The 23,318-nt window shown below is 72.2% G+C and carries 26 protein-coding genes; 2 read left to right on the plus strand and 24 right to left on the minus strand.

Features of this window, described 5'->3' with window-relative positions; all coding sequences use genetic code 11:
- Positions 1–22: 22 nt before the first annotated feature.
- Genes ACWD11_RS28710 through ACWD11_RS28770 form a run of 13 tightly spaced genes read right to left on the minus strand, consistent with a single transcriptional unit; the run spans position 23 to position 9,511 of the window.
- Positions 23–304, minus strand: a complete 282-nt coding sequence (locus tag ACWD11_RS28710) for a gas vesicle protein K (protein WP_389420766.1) — start codon at positions 302–304, stop codon at positions 23–25.
- Positions 301–489, minus strand: coding sequence for a gas vesicle protein (locus tag ACWD11_RS28715; RefSeq protein ID WP_389420765.1), 189 nt, complete (start codon positions 487–489; stop codon positions 301–303). Before ACWD11_RS28715 ends, ACWD11_RS28710 begins: the two co-directional genes overlap by 4 nt.
- Positions 486–1,280, minus strand: a complete 795-nt coding sequence (locus ACWD11_RS28720; RefSeq protein WP_451286438.1) for a GvpL/GvpF family gas vesicle protein — start codon at positions 1,278–1,280, stop codon at positions 486–488. Before ACWD11_RS28720 ends, ACWD11_RS28715 begins: the two co-directional genes overlap by 4 nt.
- A complete protein-coding gene (locus ACWD11_RS28725; protein ID WP_389420763.1) occupies positions 1,280–1,615 on the minus strand; it encodes a gas vesicle protein in 336 nt (111 codons plus the stop codon). Before ACWD11_RS28725 ends, ACWD11_RS28720 begins: the two co-directional genes overlap by 1 nt.
- Positions 1,612–2,718: an SRPBCC family protein gene (locus ACWD11_RS28730; protein WP_451286440.1), complete on the minus strand. Its 1,107-nt coding sequence runs from the start codon at positions 2,716–2,718 to the stop codon at positions 1,612–1,614. Before ACWD11_RS28730 ends, ACWD11_RS28725 begins: the two co-directional genes overlap by 4 nt.
- Complete coding sequence (locus ACWD11_RS28735) at positions 2,715–3,386, minus strand: DNA primase (RefSeq protein WP_451286442.1); 672 nt, start codon at positions 3,384–3,386, stop codon at positions 2,715–2,717. The genes ACWD11_RS28730 and ACWD11_RS28735 overlap by 4 nt, the downstream gene beginning before the upstream one ends.
- Complete coding sequence (locus ACWD11_RS28740; protein WP_389420760.1) at positions 3,383–3,610, minus strand: gas vesicle protein GvpG; 228 nt, start codon at positions 3,608–3,610, stop codon at positions 3,383–3,385. The genes ACWD11_RS28735 and ACWD11_RS28740 overlap by 4 nt, the downstream gene beginning before the upstream one ends.
- Before the next feature lie 4 nt (positions 3,611–3,614).
- Entirely contained in the window at positions 3,615–4,376 is a 762-nt protein-coding gene (locus ACWD11_RS28745) for a GvpL/GvpF family gas vesicle protein (RefSeq protein WP_389420759.1), read from the minus strand.
- Positions 4,373–4,795 carry a gas vesicle structural protein GvpA gene (locus ACWD11_RS28750; RefSeq protein WP_389420758.1) on the minus strand — a complete coding sequence of 141 codons (423 nt, stop codon included), beginning with the start codon at positions 4,793–4,795 and terminating at the stop codon, positions 4,373–4,375. The genes ACWD11_RS28745 and ACWD11_RS28750 overlap by 4 nt, the downstream gene beginning before the upstream one ends.
- Before the next feature lie 54 nt (positions 4,796–4,849).
- Positions 4,850–5,188 carry a gas vesicle protein GvpO gene (locus ACWD11_RS28755; RefSeq protein WP_389420757.1) on the minus strand — a complete coding sequence of 113 codons (339 nt, stop codon included), beginning with the start codon at positions 5,186–5,188 and terminating at the stop codon, positions 4,850–4,852.
- 52 nt (positions 5,189–5,240) lie between these two features.
- Positions 5,241–6,179, minus strand: a complete 939-nt coding sequence (ligD, locus tag ACWD11_RS28760; RefSeq protein ID WP_451286445.1) for a non-homologous end-joining DNA ligase — start codon at positions 6,177–6,179, stop codon at positions 5,241–5,243.
- Positions 6,176–8,023, minus strand: coding sequence for a transketolase (locus ACWD11_RS28765; RefSeq protein ID WP_389420755.1), 1,848 nt, complete (start codon positions 8,021–8,023; stop codon positions 6,176–6,178). The genes ligD and ACWD11_RS28765 overlap by 4 nt, the downstream gene beginning before the upstream one ends.
- 9 nt (positions 8,024–8,032) lie before the next feature.
- The gene (locus ACWD11_RS28770) at positions 8,033–9,511 is read right to left on the minus strand and encodes an NAD(P)/FAD-dependent oxidoreductase (RefSeq protein WP_451286447.1); all 1,479 of its coding nucleotides are present in this window, start codon (positions 9,509–9,511) and stop codon (positions 8,033–8,035) included.
- Positions 9,512–9,685: 174 nt separating this feature from the next.
- Here ACWD11_RS28770 and ACWD11_RS28775 point away from each other — a divergent pair, with 174 nt between their 5' ends.
- Positions 9,686–10,642 (plus strand): LLM class F420-dependent oxidoreductase, encoded by a 957-nt coding sequence (locus ACWD11_RS28775; RefSeq protein WP_451286449.1) that lies wholly within the window; start codon positions 9,686–9,688, stop codon positions 10,640–10,642.
- A 113-nt stretch (positions 10,643–10,755) separates the two neighbouring features.
- On the opposite strand, the gene ACWD11_RS28780 is transcribed toward ACWD11_RS28775, so the two are convergent.
- Positions 10,756–11,244, minus strand: a complete 489-nt coding sequence (locus ACWD11_RS28780) for a phage holin family protein (RefSeq protein ID WP_389420752.1) — start codon at positions 11,242–11,244, stop codon at positions 10,756–10,758.
- A gap of 100 nt (positions 11,245–11,344) precedes the next feature.
- Between ACWD11_RS28780 and ACWD11_RS28785 the strand changes: the two genes are divergently transcribed.
- Positions 11,345–11,692, plus strand: a complete 348-nt coding sequence (locus tag ACWD11_RS28785; protein ID WP_451286451.1) for a VOC family protein — start codon at positions 11,345–11,347, stop codon at positions 11,690–11,692.
- Here ACWD11_RS28785 and ACWD11_RS28790 read toward each other — a convergent pair.
- The 10 genes from ACWD11_RS28790 to ACWD11_RS28835 form a co-directional block, all read right to left on the minus strand.
- A complete protein-coding gene (locus tag ACWD11_RS28790; RefSeq protein WP_389420750.1) occupies positions 11,683–12,249 on the minus strand; it encodes a GNAT family N-acetyltransferase in 567 nt (188 codons plus the stop codon). The genes ACWD11_RS28785 and ACWD11_RS28790 overlap by 10 nt on opposite strands.
- Positions 12,250–12,268: 19 nt before the next feature.
- Positions 12,269–12,544 (minus strand): LapA family protein, encoded by a 276-nt coding sequence (locus ACWD11_RS28795; RefSeq protein WP_389420749.1) that lies wholly within the window; start codon positions 12,542–12,544, stop codon positions 12,269–12,271.
- Between the two features lie 59 nt (positions 12,545–12,603).
- Entirely contained in the window at positions 12,604–14,406 is a 1,803-nt protein-coding gene (locus ACWD11_RS28800; protein ID WP_389420748.1) for a CocE/NonD family hydrolase, read from the minus strand.
- Between the two features lie 57 nt (positions 14,407–14,463).
- Positions 14,464–15,387 carry a S66 peptidase family protein gene (locus ACWD11_RS28805; RefSeq protein WP_451286454.1) on the minus strand — a complete coding sequence of 308 codons (924 nt, stop codon included), beginning with the start codon at positions 15,385–15,387 and terminating at the stop codon, positions 14,464–14,466.
- Complete coding sequence (locus tag ACWD11_RS28810; protein ID WP_451286456.1) at positions 15,384–17,327, minus strand: prolyl oligopeptidase family serine peptidase; 1,944 nt, start codon at positions 17,325–17,327, stop codon at positions 15,384–15,386. The genes ACWD11_RS28805 and ACWD11_RS28810 overlap by 4 nt, the downstream gene beginning before the upstream one ends.
- 17 nt (positions 17,328–17,344) lie before the next feature.
- A complete protein-coding gene (locus ACWD11_RS28815; RefSeq protein WP_389420745.1) occupies positions 17,345–18,649 on the minus strand; it encodes a M20/M25/M40 family metallo-hydrolase in 1,305 nt (434 codons plus the stop codon).
- Complete coding sequence (locus tag ACWD11_RS28820) at positions 18,642–19,475, minus strand: M55 family metallopeptidase (RefSeq protein ID WP_451286458.1); 834 nt, start codon at positions 19,473–19,475, stop codon at positions 18,642–18,644. Before ACWD11_RS28820 ends, ACWD11_RS28815 begins: the two co-directional genes overlap by 8 nt.
- Before the next feature lie 11 nt (positions 19,476–19,486).
- Complete coding sequence (locus ACWD11_RS28825) at positions 19,487–19,648, minus strand: hypothetical protein (protein WP_389420743.1); 162 nt, start codon at positions 19,646–19,648, stop codon at positions 19,487–19,489.
- Positions 19,649–19,845: 197 nt separating this feature from the next.
- The gene (locus tag ACWD11_RS28830) at positions 19,846–20,568 is read right to left on the minus strand and encodes a class I SAM-dependent methyltransferase (RefSeq protein ID WP_451286460.1); all 723 of its coding nucleotides are present in this window, start codon (positions 20,566–20,568) and stop codon (positions 19,846–19,848) included.
- A 177-nt stretch (positions 20,569–20,745) separates the two neighbouring features.
- Complete coding sequence (locus ACWD11_RS28835) at positions 20,746–23,214, minus strand: SpoIIE family protein phosphatase (RefSeq protein ID WP_451286509.1); 2,469 nt, start codon at positions 23,212–23,214, stop codon at positions 20,746–20,748.
- Between the last annotated feature and the right edge of the window lie 104 nt (positions 23,215–23,318).

Here is a 23,318-nt window from a genome sequence, read left to right on the forward strand (position 1 = left end):
GGGGCCGCTAGGTACAGGTGGATCACTGCCGGGGCAGCAGCGGACCGAGCGGCCCGAGGTCGAGGTTCAGGTCCTCGGGCCGCAGTCCGTAGCGCTCGCGCAGCTCGCCCATGCGCTCGTCGAGCAGCATCAGCGTGAGCCCGATCCGCTCCTCCTGCTCCTCGCTCAGATTGCCCTCGTCGCAGCGGCGCAGCGCCTGGCGCTCCATGAGCTGGCGGAGCAGTTCCACCACGGTGAGCACGAGCTTGATGAGGTCGCGGTCCACGCTCTCGGGGTCGAGGTCGAGCCGGTTGCGGGCGCTCACGTGAGGTCTCCGAAGGGCGAGGGGACGTTGGCGTTCACCGAGCTGATCAGCGCGTTGAGGTCGATGCGCACGAGGTCGACGTCCGCGATGCGCAGCGTGATGTCGCCCTTGATGACGACGCCGCCGGCCAGCAGCCGGTCCAGGAGGTCCACCAGGGCGACCTCCCGGCGTTCTATGACCGTCACCTGCCCTCGCCCCTCCTGTCCGCTCCCGTTTCCTCGCCCGGCCCCTCGCCGGTGAAGGAATAGGCCGCCCAGGGGCCGGTGAGTTCCACCCGCATCCCCTCGGCCTCGTCCTTCGTGCGGTCCACCATCTCCACGAACTCCTCGGAGTTCCCGCGCGTTACTAGATAGGCCGCGTTGAGCACGTTCTGCCCGGTGGCACCGGAGAGCGCCGAGTTCTGCGGATTGTGCAGCCGGGACTCCTCCGCGAAGGAGGAAAGCGTCGCGTGCAGGCGGTCCGCGAAGGCCGACGCCTCCTGCCAGGTCTGCTCATGGCTGCGCACGCTGCGGCGTCGCTGGCGGAGGTAGTCCCGGCCCGAGGCCGGCTTCCCGGCGGGCGCCCGGGTGTCCTCGGCCGGCGGTTCGACGTAGACCTTGACACCCCACTCCACCCGGCCCGTCAGCCGGTCCAGGGTGCGCTGGAAGTACTCCTCGCGGGACTCCATCATCGTGCGCAGGGCGCTGTCGTCCCGGAACACGGTGGCGAGCCGCAGCGGGAGCGGGGTGGTGACGGCGGTGAGCGCGTCGATGACGCCCTGGTGGGCCCTGGCCGTCTCGGTGAGCCAGTCCAGGTCCTCCAGATGGGCGTGCAGCGGCTCCTCGGCGAAGTCCTCCTCCGGCACCACGCTGTACACGGCGATCAGGCCGTGATGGGTCAGCTGGCGCGGCGGTTGCCCGCCGACGCCGGTGAGCTGGGACTGGAGGGCCGACCCGAAGGGCCGGCAGACGGCGTACACATAGCGCAGCCCGGACATCAGGCCTCCTCCTGCGAGCGACTGGGCTCCAGGCTGGGCTCCAGCTGGGCCAGCCGCTCACGCAACTCGGCGTTCTCCCGGGCGAGTTCGTCGCGCCGGGCGCGCGAGGACAGCGCCGGGTCGTCCTCCCACCAGTCGATGCCCATCTCCCGCGCCTTGTCGACGGAGGCGACGATCAGACGCAGTTTGATGGTGAGCAGTTCGATGTCGAGGAGGTTGATCCGGATGTCGCCCGCGATGACCACGCCCTTGTCCAGGACGCGTTCCAGGATGTCGGCGAGGTTGGAACCGCCACCCTGGCCATAGGGATCCGGGAGCCGGCTGGGCATCGTCATCGGCGGTCCCCGGTGCCGGCGTGGGTCTCCTCCGGCTCGCTCTCGTACTCTTCCTCTCCCTCGTCCGCCTCGTCCTCGGCGAGTTCGTCCTCGGCCGCTTCGTCCTCGGCCACTTCTTCGGTGTCGTCCTCAGCGGCTTCCTCGGCGTCGTCCTCGTAGGCGTCCTCCGGCTCGTCGTCCGCCTCGTCCTGGACCTCGTCCGTCGCCTCGTCGTCCGCCTCGTCCTCCTCGTAGGCGTCCTGCGACTCCTCCTGCTCCTGCTCCTCCTCGGCCACCGCGTCGTCGTGGCTGACGACGACCTCACCGTCCCGGATCTCGCCGCGCCAGCCGTCCTCGACCTCGCCCTTGAGCGAGACGAACCGGGCGTAGTGCTTGAGGTCCAGCCGGGCCCGGCGGCCCTGGGCGCGCCAGATGTTGCCGGTCTTCTCGAACAGCCCCTTGGGGTAGTACTCGATCACCAGCAGCACGCGCGTGAGGTTGTCGGCGAGCTGGTGGAAGGTCACGACGCCCTTCGTGGTGCCCTTGGCACCCTCCGAGGTCCAGACGATCCGCTCGTCCGGCACCTGCTCGGTCGTGTGCGCCTTCCAGCTCCGGCTGGACCAGAAGATCTTCATCCGCCAGTCGGAGGTGGTGTCGTCGGCGCGGTTCGCGCTCTGCACGCCCTTGGCGAAGGTGCTGAACTCCTGGTACTGGGTCCACTGGTCGTAGGCGGTGCGCAGCGGGACGCCGACATCGATGAACTCCATGATGACGGTGGGCTTCTTGCCCGCCGCGGTCTTGCTCTTGCCCTTGCCGCCGCCGAGATTGCGCAGCGCGTCGGTCACGTTGTCCTTGGCGCGCGAGGCGCCGATCTCCAGCGCGCTGCGCAGCGGGCCCTTGCCCTCGGCCAGTTTGCGGCCGCCGTCGAGGGCGAGCTTGGCGAAGCCCGGGCTCTTGCCGTCGGCTACGTCGTTCAGCTTCATCGTGGTCTCGCCGAGCTTCTGGCCGGCGCCGACCAGCAGGCGCTGGGCCTGCGCGGCGAGATACTCCTGGAACTCCGCCTTCAGCCGTTCGACGGCTTCGCTGCGGGCCAGGGAGCTCACGGGGCCGGTGTTCTCGCTCATCGCCCTTCACCGCCCTTCGAGCGGGCACCGCGAGCCGCGGGCGCCTTCTTGCCGACGGTCTTGCGAGCCGTCTTCTTTCCGGCTGAGGCGGTCTTGGCGGCCGATCCCTGCTGCGCGGGAACCGTCTTCTTCGCCGTCTTCTTGGCCGGGGCGGTCTTCTTAGCCTCCGCCTTCTTCGCCGGAGGCGCCTTCTTGCGCGGCGCGCGCTGCTCCGGCTCGTCGTCCTCGTCGGCGTCGTCCTCGTAGCCCTCCGCGTCGCGGTCGTCGTAGCCCTCGGCGGCTTCGTCCTCTTCCTCGTACTCCTCGGAGTCCTCCCTGTCCTCCGAGTCCTCCGAGTCGAGATTCGGGACCACGCCCGACAGCTGGTCACGCACCTGCGCGGTGCGGCCGTGCAGCCGGTCGGCGAACGCGTCGAGCTGCCGCTCGAGCATCGCCCCGCTGGCCGCCTTCCCGACGCCGCGCATGTCCTCGCGCAGCTGGTCCCCGATCTCCTTGAACTGCGGGTTGTTGCGCAGCTGCTGGGAGGCCAGGTCCGCGAGCATCTTCGGGCTCAGGTTCATGCGCTTGCCGGCGACGAGCGTGCCGACGGCGAACGCCAGCTTCAGCTTCTTCGTCCGTCCGAGGAAATACCCCGCCCCTACGGCGAGGCCAAGTCCCACTCTGTTCATGGTGTGTGCTCCAGCCTGTCGAGTAGTTCGTCCTCCCGGCGGTCGAACTCCTCCTCGTCGATCTCTCCGGCGTCCAGTTGCTCTTCGAGGCGGGCGAGTTCGGCCCGGATCGTGGCGGGGTCGTAGTAGATGCGCTCCGCCTCGCTGAGCACCTGGCCCATCACCCACGCGCTACCGCGCACCGGGGCGAACGGCAGCAGCAGGACCTCTCCGAGCAGACCCATGTGCCTACTCCTCCGCGGCGGACAGGGTGGTCGCGGGTTCCGCCGGTCCGGGCTCGACGAAGCTGTACGGCGGCAGCGGACCGTTGACCCGCACCTCCAGGTGCGGCCGGTTCTTGCGCAGCTCGTCGACGGCGGCCAGGAACACATCCGCGGTGTCCCGGCTGACCAGGAACGAGATGTTGGCGAGCCAGCCACTGGACTCGGGGCCCACGCTGACCGCTGACGCCTCGGCCTCCAGGACCCGCCGGACCTCGGCGGCGTCCTCGGCCTCGCGGGCCTTGACGGCGGCCACCACCATCTCGCCGAGCTTCAGCTTCTGGTCGTAACTTCCGCCGCCCGCCTGCCGGTTGGCCTCGGTCATGCTGCGGATCTCCGGGCTCTGCGACATCACCCGGTGCAGCACGGCCTCTTCGTCGTGCGTGGCCTTGATGTTGTACTCGACCTTGCCGTCCAGCGTGCGCAGCCGCTCCTGGTAGTGGTCGGCGCGCTCGGTGAGCACTCCGGTCACCGTGTCGTCGTCGGGGGCGATGCTGCCGAACCGCATGGGCAGCACACAGCCGGCCGCGCCGGTCTCCGCGAGGACGCTCTGGTGGGCGAGCAGGTCCCGCCGCTTGGGGCGCAGCCCTTCGGGCGCGTCGCTGACGAGCGCGGCCAGCTCGCCCGCCTTCAGCACCCGCACCGGGCGCGGCGGCTCGCCGACCCCGGTCATGTCGTGGGGGAGGGAGGGATGCGAGCTCGCGGTGATGCCATAGACGTACGTGCTCACTCCTGCTCCTCCTTCTTACGCGTCGTGGTGGACTTGCGGGCGCGCCGGGGTTCGGCCTGCCCCTCGCCCCGGGCCTGCTTGAAGGCCTCGGACACGGTCTCGGCCGCGCCGGACAGCGCTCCCTTGGACTTGCCGCGGGCGCCGGACTCGGTTATCTGGCCGACCATGTCGGGCAGACCCGGGCTCTTGCGCGGACCGGCCTCCAGGTCGAGGCGGTTGCACGCCTCGGCGAAGCGGAGATAGGTGTCGACGCTGGCGACGACGACTCGTACGTCGATCTTGAGGATCTCGATGCCCACCAGGGACACGCGGACGAATGCGTCGATGACGAGCCCCCGATCCAGGACGAGCTCCAAGACGTCGTAGAGACCGCTGCTGCCGCCTCCGCCACCGCTCTGTTGTGCCGGGACTACGGTCATGCCGACCGATCCTCCTCTTCTGTGATGGTGATCGAAACGGGACGGGGGGACGGCCTAGCGGCCGCCCTGCCCGCGTGCGTCGGAACGCCCTCGCTCGTAGCGGCGCACCCGCCGGTAGCCGGTGAGCATGCCCTGCCGGTCGAGTTCCACCTGGTAGCTGGCGAGCAGGCTCATCGTGTCGGGGACACGAACCAGCTCCAGGACTTCGATCTCGAGCGCCCAGCCGTCCTCCGTCTGTTCGAAGGACGAGACCGACTCGGCGGTCATGCCGGTGAGTTCGGCCAGCTGGGCGCGGGCCTGGCGGAGCACCTCCATCGGCGTCGGCGTCGACTCGGCGTCCGATTCATCCGTTTCTTCTTGGGATTTCTTGTGTGTGTCGTGTGAATCAGTCATGGTCCCCTCCCGACATCGGGTGGCCCGAGAAGACGTGGTCAAACCCCTGGCTTTACTTTCCGTGGCCACTCAGGGCGTTGAGCCTGCGCCGGGCGGGCCCGAGAGCCCGGCCCCGGCCGAGCAGTCCGGCCCACGGATCGGTGCGGGCCTGGTCCACCGCGTCGGTGATGGTCCACCGGCGGGCGTGCAGCTCCGGGTCGTCCAGTTCGGACCAGTCGATGGGGACCGCCACGGGGGCGCCTGGCCGGGCGCGGACCGTGAAGGGCACGACGGTGGTCTGCGCGTAGGCGTTGCGCTGGATGTCGAGGTAGAGGCGGTCGCCGCGGTCCTTCTTGCGCGCCGCGGTGGTGAGCCGGTCGGGGTGGGCGGCGACGAGGGTGTCGGCGACGTCCCGGGAGAACTCCCGCACCTCGTCGAAGTCGTGCCGGCCGTTCAGCGGGACGATCACATGCAGTCCGCGCGAGCCGGTCGTCATCAGGGCCGACGGCAGATGCAGTTCGTCCAGCAGTTCGCCGAGCAGCCGGGCCGCCTCGCGCACCGGCCCGAAGTCGTCCCCCGCCGGGTCCAGGTCGAGAACCATCCGGTCGGGCCGGTCGAGCCGCCCGGTCCGGGAGAGCCAGCGGTGCAGGGTGAGGGCGGCCTGGTCGGCGAGGAGGACGAGGGTGGCGGTGTCGTCGCACACGGTGTGACAGACCGTGCCGCCCTCCTTGGGCACCTCGATGCGGGTGACCCAGTCCGGGTAGCTCTCCGGGGTGTTCTTCTGCATGAACCGGGGCCCGTCGAGCCCGTCGGGGTGCCGTTCCAGCATCAGCGGGCGGCCCCGCAGATGCGGCAGCATGAAGGGCGCGACGGACCGGTAGTAGTCGACGAGGTCGGCCTTGGTGTACTCCTTCGTGCCGCCGTCGCCGGGGAACAGCACCTTCTCGGGCCGGTGCACCTCGACGGTGCGCCGCCCGGCCCGCACGCTCCGTACGCCGTCCTCCCCGCTCACGGCACGATCGCCTCCGCCACCAGCAGCCGGCCCGCGGCGGCGATCGACTCGGCGTCGATGCCCGCGGCGTGCAGCTGCTCGTCCGGGGACGCCGAGCCGGGCATCGTCCGGACCGCGAGCCGCACCAGCCGGGGCACCGGGCGCCCGTCGAGGAAGGCGTCCAGGACGGCGTCGCCGAGGCCGCCCTCCTCGCGGTGGTCCTCCACCGTGATCAGACAGCCGGTCTCCTCGGCGGCCCGGCGCAGGACGACCCGGTCGACGGGCTTGACCGAGTACAGGTCGATCACCCGGGCCGCGATGCCCTCGCGCTCCAGCGCGTCGGCCGCGGCCAGCGCCTGGTGCACGGTGACGCCCGCGGCGACCAGCGTCATCCGGTCCGCGCCGGAGGAGCGCAGCACTTTGCTGCCGCCGACCGGGAACTCCTCGTCCGGGCCGTAGATCACCGGGGCCTCACCACGCGAGGTGCGCAGGTAGCGGATGCCCTCCAGGCCGGCCATGGTGGCGACGAGCCGGGCGGTCTGGTTGGCGTCGCACGGGTACAGCACGGTCGAGCCGTGCACCGCGCGCATCATCGCCAGATCCTCCAGGCCCATCTGCGAGGGCCCGTCCTGGCCGATGGCGACGCCCGCGTGTGAGCCGACCAGGTTGAGGCCGGTGCCGCTGATGGACGCCATGCGCACGAAATCGTACGCGCGCGTCAGGAACGCGGCGAAGGTGGCGGCGTACGGCACCCAGCCGCGCGAGGAGAGTCCCATCGCGGTGGCGACCATCTGCTGCTCGGCGATGTAGCACTCGAAGTACCGGTCGGGGTGCTCCTTGGCGAACAGTTCCGCGCGGGTGGAGTCCCCGACCTCGCCGTCCAGGGCGACGACATCGCCGCGTCCGGCGCCGAGCGCGGCGAGCGCCTTGCCGTAGGCGTCGCGCGTGGCCACCTCCTCGCCCATCGCCCACTGCGGGAGGTCGACGTCACCGTCCTCGACGGCGTGCAGCAGGCGCGCGGCGGCCGGTTCGTGCACCCGGATCACGCGGTCGCGCCGCCCGCCGAGTTCGGCGACGGCCTCCTCGGCGCTCTTGAGCGGCTTGCCGTGCAGGCCCTCCCGGTCCTCGACGGCCTCGACGCCCTTGCCCTTGAGGGTGCGGGCGAGGATCACGGTGGGCTGTCCGGTGGTGGACCTGGCCTCGCCGTAGGCACGGTCGATCGCGTCGACGTCGTGTCCGTCGATCTCGATGGTGTGCCAGCCGAAGGCCCGGAAGCGCCGTGCGTAGGCGTCGAGGTCATGGCCGTGCCGGGTGGGCCCGCGCTGGCCGAGCCGGTTGACGTCGACGACGGCGGTGAGGTTGTCGAGATGCTCGTACGCGGCGTGCTCGGCGGCCTCCCACACGGAGCCCTCCGCCAGTTCGCTGTCCCCGCACAGCACCCACACCCGGTAGCCGCTGCGGTCGAGCCGCTTGCCCGCGAGCGCGATCCCCACGCCGACCGGCAGCCCCTGCCCGAGCGATCCGGTGGCCGTCTCGACCCACGGCAGCCGCCGCGGCGTGGGATGCCCTTCGAGGGCGCTGCCGAGCTTGCGGAAGGTGAGCAGTTCGGCGTCCTCGACGACACCGGCCGCCTTGAAGGCGGCGTACATCAGGGGCGAGGCGTGTCCCTTGGACAGCACGAAGCGGTCGTTGCCGGGGTGGGCGGGGCGGTCGAAGTCGTAACGGAAGTGGTTGGCGAGGAGTACGGCCATCAGGTCGGCGGCGGACATGGACGAGGTCGGGTGCCCCGACCCCGCGGCGTCGGAGGCGCGCACGCTGTCCACGCGCAACTGCTGGCCCAGTTCGACGAGTTCGGCGGTGTTCATGAGTCTCCTTTACGCGGGATTGCCGCGACGTTTGACGGGGCGGCGGGGTGATTCGGCGGACCGTTTCCCGGCGGGCCAACCACCGGGCTGGTGCCTGGCGGGTGCGCCGCCCGGCTGGACCGCGTGCCCACCACCCGGCTGATTCCTGACCGGTTCGGTCCCGTCCGTGCGGGTCTGACGGCCGGGTGCCTGCGCCGCCCCCGGCGCCCGCACCAGCTCCGGCGAGGCCGTGTCCAGCGGCACCGCGCACGACCGTACGAGCCCCAACTGGACCGCCTGGCGCGGGAGTACGGCGTCCAGGAGCCAGTCGGCGGCGACGCGGACGCGGTTGCCGGGCATCGCCGCGAGGTGGTAGCCGCGGGTGACCGCGCCGGCGGCCACCCCGGACAGGGGCACGCCGAGCGGATTGGCGGCGGCCTTCACCCCGCCGAGGTCGACGGCGAAGCCCAGGTCCCGGTGGCGGTAGACCCCGCTCTCCCCCATGCCCAGCGAGGCGGCCACGTTGCGGGCGGCGACCTTCCCCTGCCGCCAGGCGTGCTGCGCTGTCATCGGCGTGTACGAGCCGGGCCGCTCCAGATCCGGTACGGCCGCCGCGTCCCCGCAGGCGAACAGCTCGGGGCGGCCCGGCACCCGAAGGTGCGGGTCGACCAGCAGCCGGCCGTGCTCCAGGGGCAGTTCCAGCGACGCGGCGAGCGGATCGGGCCGTACGCCCACGCACCACACCAGGGTGCGGGTGTCGATGAACTCGCCGTCGCTCAGCAGCACTCCGTCCGGTGTGGCCTCCTTCACCGAGGTGCCGGTCCGGATGTCGACGCCCCGCTCCCGCAGCACCTTGTCGGCGGTGCGGGAGAGCCGTGGGTCCAGTCCGGGCAGGACCCGGTCGGCGGTGTCGAGGAGCAGCCAGCGCGGCTTCAGGGGGCGGCGCCTGGTCTGGGCGTCGGTGAAGAGCTTGCCCTGCGCGGCGACCTCGGTGCCGGTGTATCCGGCGCCGGACACCACGAACGTACAGCGCGCCGAGCAGGTCTTCGGATCGTCGTCGGCGGCGGCCAGCTCCAGCTGCCGGGTCACGTGATCGCGCAGGTACAGCGCCTCGGGCAGGCCGCGGAAGCCGTGCGCGTGCTCGGCGACCCCCGGGACCGGCAGCAGCTTGTTGGCGCTTCCCGCGGCCAGCACCAGCCAGTCGAAGGAGAGCGTGCCGGGATCGCCCTCCGGTCCGCTGTAGTGCACGGTGCGGCCGTCGAGGTCGATGGCCTCCGCCGCGCCGAGCACCAGACGTACGCCGGGCAGGGTGCCGGGGAGCGAGACGGTCACCCGGCGCGGCTCCAGGACACCGGTGGCGACCTGGGGCAGCAGGGGCAGATACAGGAAGTAGTCGGTCGGATTCAGCAGGGTGATGTGCGCACGGTGACGGGTGAGCCGGGACAGCACCCGGGCCGTCCGGTACCCGGCGAAACCGGCGCCGACGATCACGATGCGGGGGCGACTCACATGGGCCTCCGGCCGTTGTGGCGGCTGGTTCGCGTACCTCGGAAGCTTTCCGCGTCCCCCTGGTCAGGACCGCCAAACGTCACCCCGGACAGCCCGGTTTCCGTCTCCCCGGCCGGGTACCCGGACCGCGTCCCGACCCGCCGCCCCCCGCGGCAGTACCGGAGGTGTCTCCTGATGCCCGAATACGGCTATTTCCTTTCGTGCGAGGAGTTCCGGCCCGCCGAGCTCGTCGAGCAGGCGAGGATGGCGGAGCAGGCCGGATTCCAGTCGCTGTGGATCTCGGACCACTACCACCCGTGGAACGACGCGCAGGGCCAGAGCCCGTTCGTGTGGTCGGTGATCGGCGCGATCTCCGAGGCGGTGTCACTGCCCGTGGAGACGGCCGTGACCTGCCCGACCGTACGGATCCACCCGGCGGTGATCGCCCAGGCCGCGGCCACCGCGGCGGTGATGTCCCAGGGCCGCTTCCGGCTCGGCGTCGGCACCGGCGAGGCCCTCAACGAGCACATCCTCGGCCATGTCTGGCCGCCCGCGCGGGTGCGCCTGGAGATGCTGGAGGAGGCGATCCAGGTGATGCGCCGGCTGTTCTCCGGCGAGGAGGTCAGTCACTACGGCACGCACTACCAGGTCGAGAACGCCCGCCTCTACACCGTCCCCGACGAGCCCGTCCCGATCGACATCTCCGGCTTCGGCCCGGCGGCGACCTCGCTCGCGGCGCGGGTGGGCGACGGGTTCATCACGATGACGCCGGACGAGGACATGGTGGCCCAGTTCCGCAAGGGCGGCGGGGGCGCGAAGCCCGTCAGCGGCGGGACCAAGGTCTGCTGGGGCACGGACCGCGACGAGGCGGTGCGCACGGTGCGCCGGCTGTGGTCCAACCAGTTCCTGCCCGGTGAGATGGCCCAGATCCTGCCCTCTCCGAAGCACTTCGAGCAGCTGCAGCCGCTGGTCACCGAGGAGACGGTGAGCGAGAAGGCGGTGTGCGGGGACGACGTCGAGGAACATGTCGCGGCGCTGACGGCCTTCGCCGACGCGGGCTTCGACCGGGTCTACGTCAACCAGATCGGCCCGGACCAGCGCGGCTTCTTCGACTTCTACCGCACGAAGGTGCTGCCGCAGCTGGACCGTTGACGAAAGGCTGGACCGGTGACGAAGAGGCGGGCACCCGTAATGGGTGCCCGCCTCTTCCGCAGCGTGGCCCGGGTGCCGAACACGCGACCCGGACAGGGCCTGGCCGGCGTGGGTCAGGCCCGGGGGTGCGGCTGCTCGGGGGGCGTGCCGCCGGGGCTCGGCGGGTTCGCGGGGACGGGGGGCGTGGCGGACGGCATCGGCGGGTACGGCCCAGCCGTGCCGCTCGGCTGGTACGGCATGCCGGTGCCGCCCGTCGGGCCGGTCGGCGCCGTGCCGCCGAGCGCCTGCCCGGGCGAGGACGCGCCGGTGTGCTTGGGCCGGGCCGCCCCGCGCAGCACGTAGGCCACCACGGCGAGAAGCGCCGCGGTGATCAGCGCCGCCGCCCAGTCGGGCAGGACGAGGGCCAGGGCCAGTCCGGCGGCGAGCGCAAGGGCGGCGCCCGCGTACAGGGCTACGGTGCCGGAAGCGGCGTACAGCATCGCCGTACGGCGCTGCCTGCGGGTCTGCTCGCGCACTTCCTCGCGGATCGTCTCCCGCGCCACCTGCGCCAGTTCGTCGACCAGATGCCTGTCCAGATGTTCAAGGTGATCCAAGCGCTCCATGGCCGGCGGGTACCCGTGCCGGGGTGGGCGTAACAAGGGCCCTGTGGAGATCGGGCGAAACGATCTCCTTCGGCGGCGCGCCCCAACTAGGCTCCTCCCCATGGAGATTCTGGGAGCCACGCTGCGCGTATGCGTCGACGACCTGGAGACCGCGGTCCCCTTCTACGAGCGCCTGGCCGGCGGCCGGGCCCTCCGCTTCGAGCGCGGCGGCGTCCAGGTCGCCGCGGTCGGCTGCTTCCTGCTGATGAGCGGCCCGGAGGCGGAGTTGGAGGTGCTGCGCAAGGTCGCCGCGACGATCGCCGTGCAGGACGTCGTGGAGGCCCGGGACGTGCTCGTCGAGCTCGGTGCCCGGGTGATCGCCGGCCCGCTGCCCACCCCGGCGGGCCGCAATCTGATCGCCATGCATCCCGACGGCGCGGTCTACGAGTACGTGGACCGTCAGTCCTGACGCGGGGCGCGGGCGCGCATCTCGGTGGTGAGCGCCCAGCGTTCGTGGTCGCGCCAGGCCCCGTCGACGTACAGCATCGCCGGGGAGAAGCCCTCCAGACGGAAGCCGCAGGAGCGGGCCAGCGCCAGCGACGCGGTGTTGCCGGGCTGCGCGTTGATCTCCAGCCGGTGCAGCCCGAGCGGCCCGAACGCGTGGTCCACCACGAGTCCGAGCGCCTCCCGCATCAGTCCGCGCCCGGCGGAGTGCGCGAAGGCGCCGTAGCCGAGGGCGCCGCACTGGAAGGCGCCCCGGACGATGTTGTTGATGTTGATGTACCCGGCGATCGAGCCACCGTCGTCCTTCTCGCACACCAGGAAGCCCGCCTTGGTCGGGTCCTCGATCAGGCGTCCGGCGTAGGCCGCGTAGGCCGCGTCGGTGTCCGGCGGGAAGAGCCAGGGCTGATGCAGCTCCTTGCTCTCCCGGGCCCGGGCGGTGAACTCGGCGGAGTCTTCGGGGCGGAAGGGGCGTATGCCCACGCGGGGGCCTTCGGCCAGGTAGCGGGATGCGATGTGCGGCATCCCGCCAGCCTACGGCGGACTATCCGCGCCGCCTCGTGAAGTACGCCCCGCACAGCGCCCCGATCAGCCCGGTGGCCAGGAGCGCCGTCCACAGGGGCATCGTGACTTCGGGGACCAGCAGGCGGATCTTGGTCTGCCGGGTGTTCTCGAAGATGAAGATCAGGGCGAGGACGGCCAGCGTGAGCACGGCGATCCGGGCGGGCGTCATCGCCGGGTTACGGCCCCCGCCCTTGCCACCGCCCTTGCCACCGCCCGTGCCGCCGGCCTTGCCGCCGCCCTTCTCGGAGGTCGTCATGTCACCAGGGTGCGCCCGAAGACCTCGTCACGCATGGTGAGGCCGCTCCTCCGGGTGACTCAGCCGTCGGTCACCGGCAGCTGGAGCACCCCGGTCTCCTCGGGGGCGCTCACCACGGTCACCGGCTTGATCCCCCGGTTGCCGACGTAGGCGCCGTCACTCGCCGCGACCACGAACCGCAGCCGGTGCCCCTTCTCGTACCGGTGCACGATGCCGGGCAGGGTCACTGTGAAGCTCTTCGTCACGTCCGGCACCCGTACCGGCGCGACGAGCCGGTGCACCAGGGTCTTGCTGCCGTCGGGCGCGACGTCGTAGAGCTTGGCGAACAGGACGAGCCGGTCGGCGGCGTCACCGGAGTCCTGGGTCCGCTCGGCCTTCGGGGAGACCACCTTGAGCGTGGCCCGGGGCGCGCCGACGACATCGGTGGTGCGGGCCAGCGGCTCGCTGGTCCAGCCGAGGTAGGTGCCCGCGGTGTCGTACGGTGCCGGGTCGGGCAGGCCGATCAGGCCGGCCAGCGAGCTCTCCGAATGGCTCGTGGGGACCGCCCAGTTGGTGTACGTACGGCTGCCGCGCACCACCTTGGACCGGTTGTCGACCAGCTTGCCGTCGCCGGAGAGGTAGAGCTTCCGGCTGACGGAGGGCACGGCGTCCGCGGTGGCGTAGGTGTCGTCGGGGTCGCTGATCCAGTCGCGGTAGTAGGCGAAGGCGGGACCCGTGTCGACGTTCTCCCGGTCGAGGTAGCGGTCGAACCAGGAGAGGATGCGCCGGCCGACGTAGCTGGTCTCCAGATTGCCCCGGCTCAGGTCGAGTTCACCGGCAACCATGCCACCGCTGTGCCCCCAGTTCTGCCAGATCATCTTGGTCTGCGTGCCCTGCGCCTTCAGCGCCCGGTACGTCGCGGTCGCCTCGTTGAGGTTGAAGAGGCTGTCGGCCTGGCCCTGGACGAGGAGGGTGGGTGCCTCGACGCGGCTCAGGTAGGAGACCGGCGAGACGCTGCGGGCGTAGGAGAGCATCTCGGCGGTCCGGTCGGCCGGGTAGCTGCCGGAGTTGAGGGTGCGGACGGTCTCGCAGGCCCGGGTGACGAAGTGCAGACACGCCAGGGAGTTGATCCGGGACGGGTCCAGACTCGGCTGGAGCAGCGGCTGGCCCTCGCCGATGAGGTAGAAGCCGTTGGCCCACTGCCACTTGAAGGCACCCGGCACGGAGTCGGCGCCGACGGCGTTGTTGGGGTCGAGGGAGTAGGCGAGGTCGTTCCAGGTGATCATCGGGACGATCGCGTCGACGCGCTGGTCGACTGCGGCCGTGGCCAGCTGGACCGCGCCGCCGTAGGAACCGCCGATCATGCCGACGCGCGGGTCGCCCGCGGAGTCGAGGGTGACGAAGTCGGCGGTGGTGCCGTCGTCGGCGGACCGTTTGCCGCCGAGGAAGTCGATGAGCCGGGAGGCCGCCGCGCCGTCGATCGCCGGGTCGTCGAGGGAGATCAGACAGCCGGAGCGGCCGAAGCCGAGTCCGGAGTAGACGAGTGAGACATAGCCGCGCTCGGCGAAGGCCTTGCCGATGGCGTCGGTGGAGCCGTCGTTCTTGCTGCCTCCGAAGCCGTTGGTGGCGAGCACGGCGGGGGCGCGGTCCACGCCGGAGGGCCGGTACAGATCGGCGTCGATCGTGCAACTGCGGTCACCCGCCCGGACGGTGAACTTCAGCGCGGTGACCGTGTACGGCGAGGTCGCGCCGGCGGGAGGGGCGAGCGTGGCACCGAGCAGGAGAGCGAGGGGAACGCAGGATCCGAGCACACGACGGGACACGAGACCTCCACACTGAGGACAACCCGGATTACCGACCGGTAAGTACCGGCCGGTAGTCATGGTGTGACACGTGTCAGAGGAGGTCAATCACCGTGCCGGGTGTTTCTTGACGGGAGTTCAGCGCAGCGCGGGTTCGTCCAGGGTCAACGTGCCCGCTTCGGCGTCCAGTTCGGCCATCACCCCGAAGGGGACGGTCAGCGCGTCCGCGCAGTGCCCGAACCCGAACTCCTCCACCACCGGCACCCCGAGCCCGCCGAGCCGGTCCACGAGCAGGGGGTGCAGCCGGTCGTAGGGATCGCACCGGTCCCACGAGCCGAGCAGCAGCCCGCCGACCCCGTCGAGCCAGCCCGAGCGCAGGAGTTGGGTGAGGTACCGGTCGATGCGGTACGTCTCCTCCCCCACGTCCTCCAGGCACAGCAGCCCGCCCCGGGCGGACGGCCGGACGTCCGGGGTGCCCAGCTCCGAGGCGAGCAGGCTCAGACAGCCGCCGAGGGTGACCCCGCGGGCCCGTCCCGGCACCATGGCCCGCCCGTCCGAGGCGATGTGACGGACCGTCTCCGGGGTGAACAGCGTGGCCCTGAGGTGTTCCTGGGCCCGTGTGCTCTTGACGAAGTCGATGCCCGCCGCCATCGGCCCGTGCAGCGTGGCGAGCCCGAGCCGCCGCGCGAACGCCTCGTGCAGGACGGTGAGATCGCTGAACCCCACGAACACCTTCGGGCCGGCCGCGCGCATCGCCTCCCAGTCGAGCAGACCGGTCAGCCGCTGGGCGCCGTAGCCGCCGCGGGCGCAGAGCACGGCGGCCACGGACGGATCGCACCAGGCGTTCTGCAGGTCGGCGGCCCGGTCGGCGTCCGTCCCCGCGAGGTAGCCGAACTGCGGGTGCCGGTCCAGCACATGGGGTGCCACCACCGGGTCCAGGTCCCAGGCGCGCAGCACGTCGAGCCCGGCCTGGAGCCGCTCCTCGGGCACCGGCCCGCTGGTGGCGACGACGGCGACGCGGGCGCCGGGGGCGAGCCGGGGCGGGTGCAGGAGTGGCTTCACTTGGCGAGCTCCAGGGTGGGGATGCCGGGCGGGTGCAGTCCGAACACCTGGGCGTACAGGGACAGTTCGGACTCCAGCGCGCGCACCAGGGTCTCCGCCCGCCGGAAGCCGTGGCCCTCCCCCTCGAAGGCGATGTAGGCGTGCCGCACCCGCCCCGTCATCCGGGCCAGGAACCGCTCGCTCTGCGCCGGCGGGCAGATCACGTCGTCCAGCCCCTGGAGCAGCAGGAACGGTGCGGTGATCCGCTCGGCGTGCTCGGTGGGCGAGCGCTCCGTGTACCGTCCGGGCACCTCCTCGCGCGGCCCGACCAGGCTCTCCAGATAATGCGACTCGAAGTCGTGGGTCTCGCCGTCGGCCCAGGCGGCCAGGTCGAGGACGGGGAAGATGATGGTGCCGCAGGCGTAGACGCCGGTGGTGGCGAGCGAGACCGCCGCGGTCCAGCCGCCCGCGCTGCCGCCGCGCACCGCGAGCCGGTCGCGGTCGGCGGTGCCCTCGCCGGCGAGGGCCAGCGCGACGGCCGCGCAGTCCTCGACGTCGACCAGGCCCCACTGCTCGCGCAGCCGGTCGCGGTACTCCCGGCCGTATCCGGTGGAGCCGCCGTAGTTGACCTCGGCGACGCCGATGCCGCGCGAGGTGAAGTAGGCGATCTCCAGGTCCAGGACGAGCGGCGCCCGCCCGGTGGGGCCGCCGTGCGCCCACACCACGTACGGCGCGGGCCGGTCCCCGGGGGCGACGCAGCCGGGGTTGTGCGGCGGGTAGACGTGCGCGTGGATCTCGCGTCCGGCCGGTCCGGTGAACGTGCGGATCTGCGGCTCGGGGTAGTACGCCGGGTCCACCGGGTCGTCGTGCTCGGCGCCGATCACCCGGGCCCGGCCGGTGCGGGTGTCCAGCTCGACCACCTCGTAGGCGCTGCGCGGGCTGGCCCCGACGGCGACGATCCGCTCGCCGTGCACGGCCAGGGTGGGCGCGAACTCGGTCCAGGGCCCGGCCGCGTCGACGACCTCGCCGCTCTCGGGGTCGAGTATCCCGAGAGCGGTGGCGCCCCGGCCGTGCACCACCGCGATCAGGCCGCTGTCCAGCGGGGCGAACCAGCGGTGGCCGAGCTTCCACAGCGGCCCGCCGAACTCCTCCTCGCGCGGGCACAGGGGTTGGCCGTCGCGGTAGAGGTTCCACCAGCCGGAGCGGTCGCTCGCGTACAGCAGGGATCCGTCGGGCGCCCAGTCGGCCTGGGCGATCGACTCCTCGGGCCCGCCCGCGACGGTCCGCGCGCCGGTCAGGGCGGTGCCGACGTCCGCGACGACCAGCTCCGTCCCGTCCCACGGCATCCGCGGATGGTCCCAGCCGAGCCAGGCCGCCCGCCGCCCGTCGGGCGAGAGCCGCGGCCCGGTGACGAACCGGTGGGAGCCGTCGCTGAGTTCGCGCACGGCGTCCCGGTCCCGCGCGGCCGACCCGTCCAGCGGTACGGCGGCCAGGACGCGCCGTACGTCGGTCGGACCGTCACCGGTGAACTCCTCCAGCACGCACCACACTTCGCCCCGGTCGAGCAGCAACTGCGGGTCGGCCCAGCGCAGTCCGCCGCCCACGGGTGACAGCGGGGTGAGCGGGCGCGGCGCACCGCCGGGCTCGTAGCGGTACAGCCGCTGGTCGGCGCAGTCGACGAAGACCACGAGCGGCCGGCCGTCCACGACGGCTCCGGCCCAGGGCCGGCCGCCGTACTCGATGACCCTGCTGCGCACGTTCCAGGGCGCCGGCAGCACCGGCTCCTGGGTGCCGTCGGCGCGGCGGCGGACGAGGGTGCGCCGGCCGCCCTCGGTGGGCCGTGGCTCGGTCCACCACACCTCGTCGCCGACGAACCCGACGTACTCGGGGTGCCCGTCGTGCGCGGCCGCGAGGGCCGCGTCGATGGGCGAGGGCCAGGAACCGTACGGCAGCGTCTGCACGTTCTCCCCCAACTCGCCTAGGCCGTGCGCAGGAAGCGGTCCAGGACCCGTACACCGAAGTGCAGCGCCTCGACGGGCACGCGTTCGTCGACGCCGTGGAACAGGGCCTGGTAGTCGAAGCCCTCCGGCAGCTTCAGCGGCGCGAACCCGTACCCCGTGATCCCGAGGCGCGAGAACTGCTTGGCGTCGGTGCCGCCGGACATGCAGTACGGCACGACGTGTCCCTGCGGCGCGAACTCCTCGACGGCGGCCCGCATCTTCGCGAACGTCGGCGAGTCGACCGGCGCCTGGAGGGCCACCTCCCGATGGTCGAACTCCCACTCCACGTCAGGTCCGGTGAGCAGGTCAAGGGTCGTGCGGAACTCGTCCTCGGTGCCCGGCAGATACCGCCCGTCGACATGGGCGACGGCCTCCCCCGGGATGACGTTCACCTTGTAACCGGCGTCCAGCATCGTCGGGTTGGTGCTGTTGCGGACGGTGGCCTCCACCAGGGCCGCGGCCGGGCCGAGCTTCTTCAGCAGGCCGTCCACGTCGTCCAGGTCGGGCGCGAGCCGGTACACGGCGGCGAGTTCGGTCAGGGCCGCGCGCACGGTGGGGGTGAGCCGGAGCGGCCACTCGTGGTCGCCGATCCGGGCCACGGCGGCGGCCAGCCGGGTCACCGCGTTGTCCCGGTTGACCTTGGAGCCGTGCCCGGCGCGCCCCCGCGCGGTGAGCTTCAGCCAGCCGGTGCCCCGCTCACCGGCGGCGATCGGGTACAGCTCCCGTCCGGAGCCGTCGTGGAAGGTGAACGCCCCGGACTCGCTGACGCCCTCGGTGCAGCCCTCGAACAGCGCGGCGTGCCGGTCGGCGAGGAAGCCGGATCCGTCCTCGGCGCTCGCCTCCTCGTCCGCGGTGAACGCGATCACGATGTCCCGCCGGGGGCGCACGCCCTGGCGGGCCCAGAAGCGGGCGACGGCGAGGATCATCGCGTCCATGTTCTTCATGTCGACGGCCCCGCGCCCCCACACGACCCCGTCGCGGATCTCCCCGGAGAAGGGGTGCACGCTCCAGTCCCGGGCCTCGGCGGGCACCACGTCGAGATGACCGTGCAGCAGCAGCGCGTCCGCGGAGGGGTCGCTGCCCTCGACACGGGCGACGACATTGGTGCGGCCCTTGGTGCGCTCCAGCAAGGTGGGGGTGAGCCCCGCCTCCGCGAGCCGGGCGGCGGCGTACTCGGCGGCGGGCCGCTCCTGGCAGTCACCGCCACCCCGGTTGGTGGTGTCGATCCGGATGAGGTCCGACGTGAACGTCACGACCTCCTCCAGTGCCTGCCGGTCAGCCATACTGCTCCTCCACCGCCGCCGAGGCGATCGTGGTGACCGCCTTGAAGGTCCGGATCGCCTCGTACATGGTCCCGCTGGTGTACCCCGCCTTGCGCTCGCCGATCCGCTCCACACCGGGCACGACGGTCGCGGCCGCCGCCAGGTGCTCGGCGTCGAACTCCACGGCGACGGTGAACGGCCCGCCCCTGACCGGCTCGTGCCGCACCGCCAGCGCCGCGGCCTCCTTGGCGGCGGCGCGGATGTCGGCGAAGGTCCGGTTCGGCGTACGGCAGACCGCGGCGTACCGCGAGACGTGGTCCTTGACCGCGACCTTGAGGGCTTCGGGGGCGTAGCCGAGGGCGTCCTCGCAGGCCACGTCGTCGCCGGTGACCAGCACGACGGGCACGCCGTACTCGGCGACGACATGGGCGTTGAGCAGCCCCTCGCTGGCCCGTACGTCGTTCAGCCACACCCCGGTGATGGAGTTGGCGAGGTAGGTGTGGGCGAGGACGCCCTCCATGCCGGCGCCCGCGTGGTAGCCGACGAAGGCGATGCCGTCCACGTCGCCGTGCTGCACGCCCTCCACCATGGACAGCGACTTGTGCCGTCCGGTGAGCATCTCGGCCCGCTCGTCGAGCTTCTCCAGCAGGAGGTTGCGCATGGTCCAGTGCGCCTCGTTGATCAGGACCTCGTCCGCGCCGCCGTCGTAGAACCCGAGGACGGCGGCGTTGACGTCCGAGGTGAACATCGAGCGGCAGCGCTCCCACTGCGGGGTGCCCGGCAGCACGTCGGCCGGCCAGGTCACCCCCGTGGCGCCCTCCATGTCGGCGCTGATGAGGATCTTCATGCCCGGTCACGTTACGCGCCGAACCCGCCCCCGGCCACCACCACCTGGCGGCGGACATCGGAGCGGTCCGCCGTGCGCCGCGTCCACGCGACGCGGCGCCACTCGGCCACCACCATCCGCGAGCCACCGCTCCACGCCCCGGGCACCGGCAACTGCGGAACACGACGCCCCACTACGAGGCACCTCGCTCGGGGCCTGCCCACCGACAACGCATGGTCGTCGCCGACCGCGAGCCACCGCACCACGGCCCGGCCGCCGACCAGCCCCAGAACACGACGCCCCACTCCGACGACAGCTCTATCCGCACCCAGCCCAGGCGCGCGCCCCCGCCACGCCGCCGAAACCCCGGCTGCCCGCGGCGCGGTCCCGGCTAGACGCGGGAGACGACGACCCACTTCGACGGCAGCTCGATCCGGGTGCCGTCCGGGGTGTACTCCGTGGTGGCGAGGGGCAGTTCGCCGGAGGCCACTACCTCGAGTCCGGCCGCCCGCAGGTACGCCGGTACCGCGTCGTCGGCGACCTCGCCGGGTGCGATGCCGTGCCGGAAGACGGGGGCGAGTTTCGGGGGCGGGCCGGCGGGGCCCTGCGCGAGGCCCAGCAGGACGGACTTGGCGGCCTCGGCCAGCTCGACCAGAAAGGCCCGGCCGCGGGAGCCGACGAGGGTGGCGATGCCGTCGACCAGCGCCTGCCGGTCGTCGGGCTCCGCCTGGTGCAGCACGCCCCGCATGTAGACGTTGGCGTCGCCGAGCTCCGCGTGCAGCGTCTGCGCCTCGTCCTTCTCGCCCGCGTCCAGGACGCGGTAGGTGGCCAGGCCCGCCGGGTCGGCCTGGCGGGCGTGGTCGATCGCCGCGCCGGACAGGTCGGCCCCGACGACATGCGGGAACCGCCCGGCCAGGAAACGGGTCTGGGTGCCGTTGCCGCAGCCGAGATCCACCAGCGGCAGCGTCGGCGCCGTCAAGTGCGGTTCGAACAGCGCCAGATGGAGACCGACCGTGAGCGCCGGCTCCGCGTCCCAGAACACCGCCCCCTGTTCCCCGGGCGCCTCCCGCCAGAAGCCCTCCCATGCCTCCCGGTACCGACTCGTCACGCTCATGCCCAACTCCCCAGGATGCGACCGACGGACATCCCGCCACGAAGTCACGAAGTGACGGGCGAGTACGGTCTATCGCTCCCCGAGCGGCACGACAAGCACGCCGCGCATACCCTCACGCCGCGTTCGGTCCGCGCACGCCCCCGTGCGCCCCGCGCGCTCCCGGCACAGCGGGACCGGTCAGCGTCGCGGCAGCGTCAGTTCGAACCAGACGGTCTTTCCGGCACCCGTCCGGCTGGTGCCCCACTCCCGCGCGAGGGTGCTCACCACCCGCAGCCCCCGCCCGAGTTCGTCGCCCGCCCCGGCGTTCATCAGGGTCGGCAGCTCGTGGTCGTCGTCGTCCACCTCGCACAGCAGGGTGTCACCGCGCACCAGCCGCAGAGCGACGGGACGGCCGTGCGAGTGCCGCAGGGCGTTCGTGACCAGCTCGCTGACGAGCAGCTCGGTGAGGTCGGCAAGCCGCGCCAGACCCCAGTCGTGCAGCTGCTCACGGACCACCGCGCGGGCCCGGCCGACCTCGACGGGGTCGAGGGCGAGCCGCCACTCGGCGACGTCCTCCGGCCCGATGCCGTTGAGCCGCGCCATCAGCAGGGCGACGTCGTCCTTGCGGCCGCCGCAGGTGTTGAGGGCCCGGATGATCATGTCGCAGGCGTCGTCCATGGACGCGGCGGGATGCGCGGCGGACTCGCACAGCGTCGCCAGCCCCACCCCGATGTCCTCCCCGCGCACCTCGACCAGACCGTCGGTGCACATCACCAGCCGGTCGCCGGGCTCGACCCGGACCCGGACCGCCTCGAAGGGCACGCCGCCGACTCCTATGGGCGCGCCCGTCGGCAGGTCGAGCAGCTCGCTGCGCCCGTCCTCGGCGCGCACCAGCACCGGCGGGATATGGCCCGCGTTGGCGAGGTGCAGCTCCCCGGCGATCGGGTCGTAGACGGCGTAGAGACAGGTCGCGAGGTAGGTGTCGCCGAGGCGCTGGGCGAGGTCGTCGAGGTTGCGCAGGAGCTGGGCGGGCGGCAGGTCGAGCGCGGCCATGGTCTGGACGGCCGTACGCAACTGGCCCATCATCGCGGCCGAGTTGAGGCCGTGGCCCATGACGTCGCCGACGACCAGGGCGGTGCGCGCGCCGGGCAGCTTGACGGAGTCGAACCAGTCGCCGCCGACTCGGCCGAGCAGGGTGCCGGGCAGGTAGCGGGTGGCGATGTCGCAGCCCGCCATGCGCGGCGGGATGTGCGGCAGCATGCTGTCCTGGAGGGTCTCGGCGACGCTCTCCTGGAAGGTGTACATGCGCGCGTTGTCGAGCACCAGGCCCGCGCGGGCGGCGAGTTCGGCGCCGGTGACCCGGTCCATGTCGTTGAAGACGGGCCGCTCGGGGTGGCGCAGCAGGATCATGAAGCCGAGGACCACATGGCGGGCCTTGAGCGGTACGACCAGCATGGAGCGGCCCGTGATCAGCGGCCGGATGTCACGCTTCTCGAACTGGGAGGCGATGGCGTGGCCCATCTCCTCGCTGATCCGCGGCACCAGCACGGGCTCACCGGTGGTCATGCACTGGAAGAACGGCGTGTGCGCCGGGAACGCCATCGCCTCGCCGACCGGCACGACGTCGTCCCAGCGGCCGGGTTCGTCGGTGTGCTCGACCGCGACCCGGTGCCAGAGGGTGGTGGTGTCCGGCACACCGTCCGGGAACTCCTCGCCCGCGACGACCTGTTCGCGCAGATAGGTGCCGGCGACGTCGGTGAAGCGGGGCACGACGGCCTTGCTGACCTCGACGATGGTCCGGGACAGATCGAGGGAGGTGCCGATGCGGCCGCTGACCTCGTTGAGGAACTCCAGGCGTTCGCGGACCGCGGCGTACTCCAGGTCCTCGCTCTCCTCGGCGCTCTCCGGCGGCAGCGGCAGCGGCAGCGGCAGCCCCAGCATCGCGGCGCGGGCGGCCCGCTCCCGGCGGGCCCTGCGCTCGGCGCGCCGCGGCACACCCCAGTCGGGGGTGACGGGCACCCGGTCGTTCTGGCTGAACTCCAGGACCGGGTAGCCGAGTTCGAGGATCTGCGCCACGATGCGGGAGCTCTCGCCCACGCTCATGCTGGGCAGGATCTCGGGCAGCCGGCGGGCCAGCTCCTCGGCGCCGGGGAAGTCCGTGTGCGGGGCGAACCCGGGCGCGATGCGTTCGAAGCCGAGGCCGTCGGGATCGTGCTGCTGGAGTGCGTCCGCGTCGGCCGCCAGTACCAGCAGCCGCTCGCTCCCCGGTCCGACGAGGGGGTAGGCCCACCACAGGACGTCGGAGCGGCTCTCGCCCGGCACGGTGAGCCGGGCGCGGCCCGCGGCGGGGTAGTCGAGCCGTCCGTCGAGGGAGGACTCGAGGCCGGGTCCGAGCCCGTCGTAGGCGGCGTACGCCCCGTACGGGCCGGCGTCGGCCGCTTCGGGCAGCGCCCCGGAGACGGGCAGCAGGTCGGCGGCGGGGCGTCCGATCGCCTCGTCCTTGCCGACGCCGAACAGCCGCCTGGCGCCGGTGCTCCAGTGGGACACCATGCCCTCGCGGTCCACCACGACGACCGCCAGCGGGACGCGGCCGGTCGCGATACCTTCGCTCACGCCGTTCCCAGCTCCGCGGCTGGGAGGTCCGTCCCTCTCGATGCCACGGTCCATGGCCAAGGCCTCTCTCCCCACGGCTTGGCAAGATCTCATGCCGCCGACTCCACGGTACGGCGGGAGCTGAGGGTGATGTGCGGCAATACCGGAATTGGCGACCT

This window comes from Streptomyces sp. NPDC002776 (assembly GCF_053592195.1).

What these genes read in the sequence shown, in the direction of transcription:
- ACWD11_RS28775 (WP_451286449.1), top strand. Translation starts at nt 9,686, where the DNA reads ATGCCCGAATACGGCTATTTCCTTTCGTGCGAGGAGTTCCGGCCCGCC.
- ACWD11_RS28720 (WP_451286438.1), bottom strand. Translation starts at nt 1,280, where the DNA reads ATGTCCGGGCTGCGCTATGTGTACGCCGTCTGCCGGCCCTTCGGGTCG.
- ACWD11_RS28725 (WP_389420763.1), bottom strand. Translation starts at nt 1,615, where the DNA reads ATGACGATGCCCAGCCGGCTCCCGGATCCCTATGGCCAGGGTGGCGGT.
- ACWD11_RS28800 (WP_389420748.1), bottom strand. Translation starts at nt 14,406, where the DNA reads ATGACTACCGGCCGGTACTTACCGGTCGGTAATCCGGGTTGTCCTCAG.
- ACWD11_RS28755 (WP_389420757.1), bottom strand. Translation starts at nt 5,188, where the DNA reads ATGACTGATTCACACGACACACACAAGAAATCCCAAGAAGAAACGGAT.
- ACWD11_RS28820 (WP_451286458.1), bottom strand. Translation starts at nt 19,475, where the DNA reads ATGAAGATCCTCATCAGCGCCGACATGGAGGGCGCCACGGGGGTGACC.
- ACWD11_RS28795 (WP_389420749.1), bottom strand. Translation starts at nt 12,544, where the DNA reads ATGACGACCTCCGAGAAGGGCGGCGGCAAGGCCGGCGGCACGGGCGGT.
- ACWD11_RS28730 (WP_451286440.1), bottom strand. Translation starts at nt 2,718, where the DNA reads ATGAGCGAGAACACCGGCCCCGTGAGCTCCCTGGCCCGCAGCGAAGCC.
- ACWD11_RS28835 (WP_451286509.1), bottom strand. Translation starts at nt 23,214, where the DNA reads ATGGACCGTGGCATCGAGAGGGACGGACCTCCCAGCCGCGGAGCTGGG.
- ACWD11_RS28780 (WP_389420752.1), bottom strand. Translation starts at nt 11,244, where the DNA reads ATGGAGCGCTTGGATCACCTTGAACATCTGGACAGGCATCTGGTCGAC.
- ACWD11_RS28785 (WP_451286451.1), top strand. Translation starts at nt 11,345, where the DNA reads ATGGAGATTCTGGGAGCCACGCTGCGCGTATGCGTCGACGACCTGGAG.
- ACWD11_RS28740 (WP_389420760.1), bottom strand. Translation starts at nt 3,610, where the DNA reads ATGGGTCTGCTCGGAGAGGTCCTGCTGCTGCCGTTCGCCCCGGTGCGC.
- ACWD11_RS28765 (WP_389420755.1), bottom strand. Translation starts at nt 8,023, where the DNA reads ATGAACACCGCCGAACTCGTCGAACTGGGCCAGCAGTTGCGCGTGGAC.
- ACWD11_RS28830 (WP_451286460.1), bottom strand. Translation starts at nt 20,568, where the DNA reads ATGAGCGTGACGAGTCGGTACCGGGAGGCATGGGAGGGCTTCTGGCGG.
- ACWD11_RS28790 (WP_389420750.1), bottom strand. Translation starts at nt 12,249, where the DNA reads ATGCCGCACATCGCATCCCGCTACCTGGCCGAAGGCCCCCGCGTGGGC.
- ACWD11_RS28815 (WP_389420745.1), bottom strand. Translation starts at nt 18,649, where the DNA reads ATGGCTGACCGGCAGGCACTGGAGGAGGTCGTGACGTTCACGTCGGAC.
- ACWD11_RS28735 (WP_451286442.1), bottom strand. Translation starts at nt 3,386, where the DNA reads ATGAACAGAGTGGGACTTGGCCTCGCCGTAGGGGCGGGGTATTTCCTC.
- ACWD11_RS28750 (WP_389420758.1), bottom strand. Translation starts at nt 4,795, where the DNA reads ATGACCGTAGTCCCGGCACAACAGAGCGGTGGCGGAGGCGGCAGCAGC.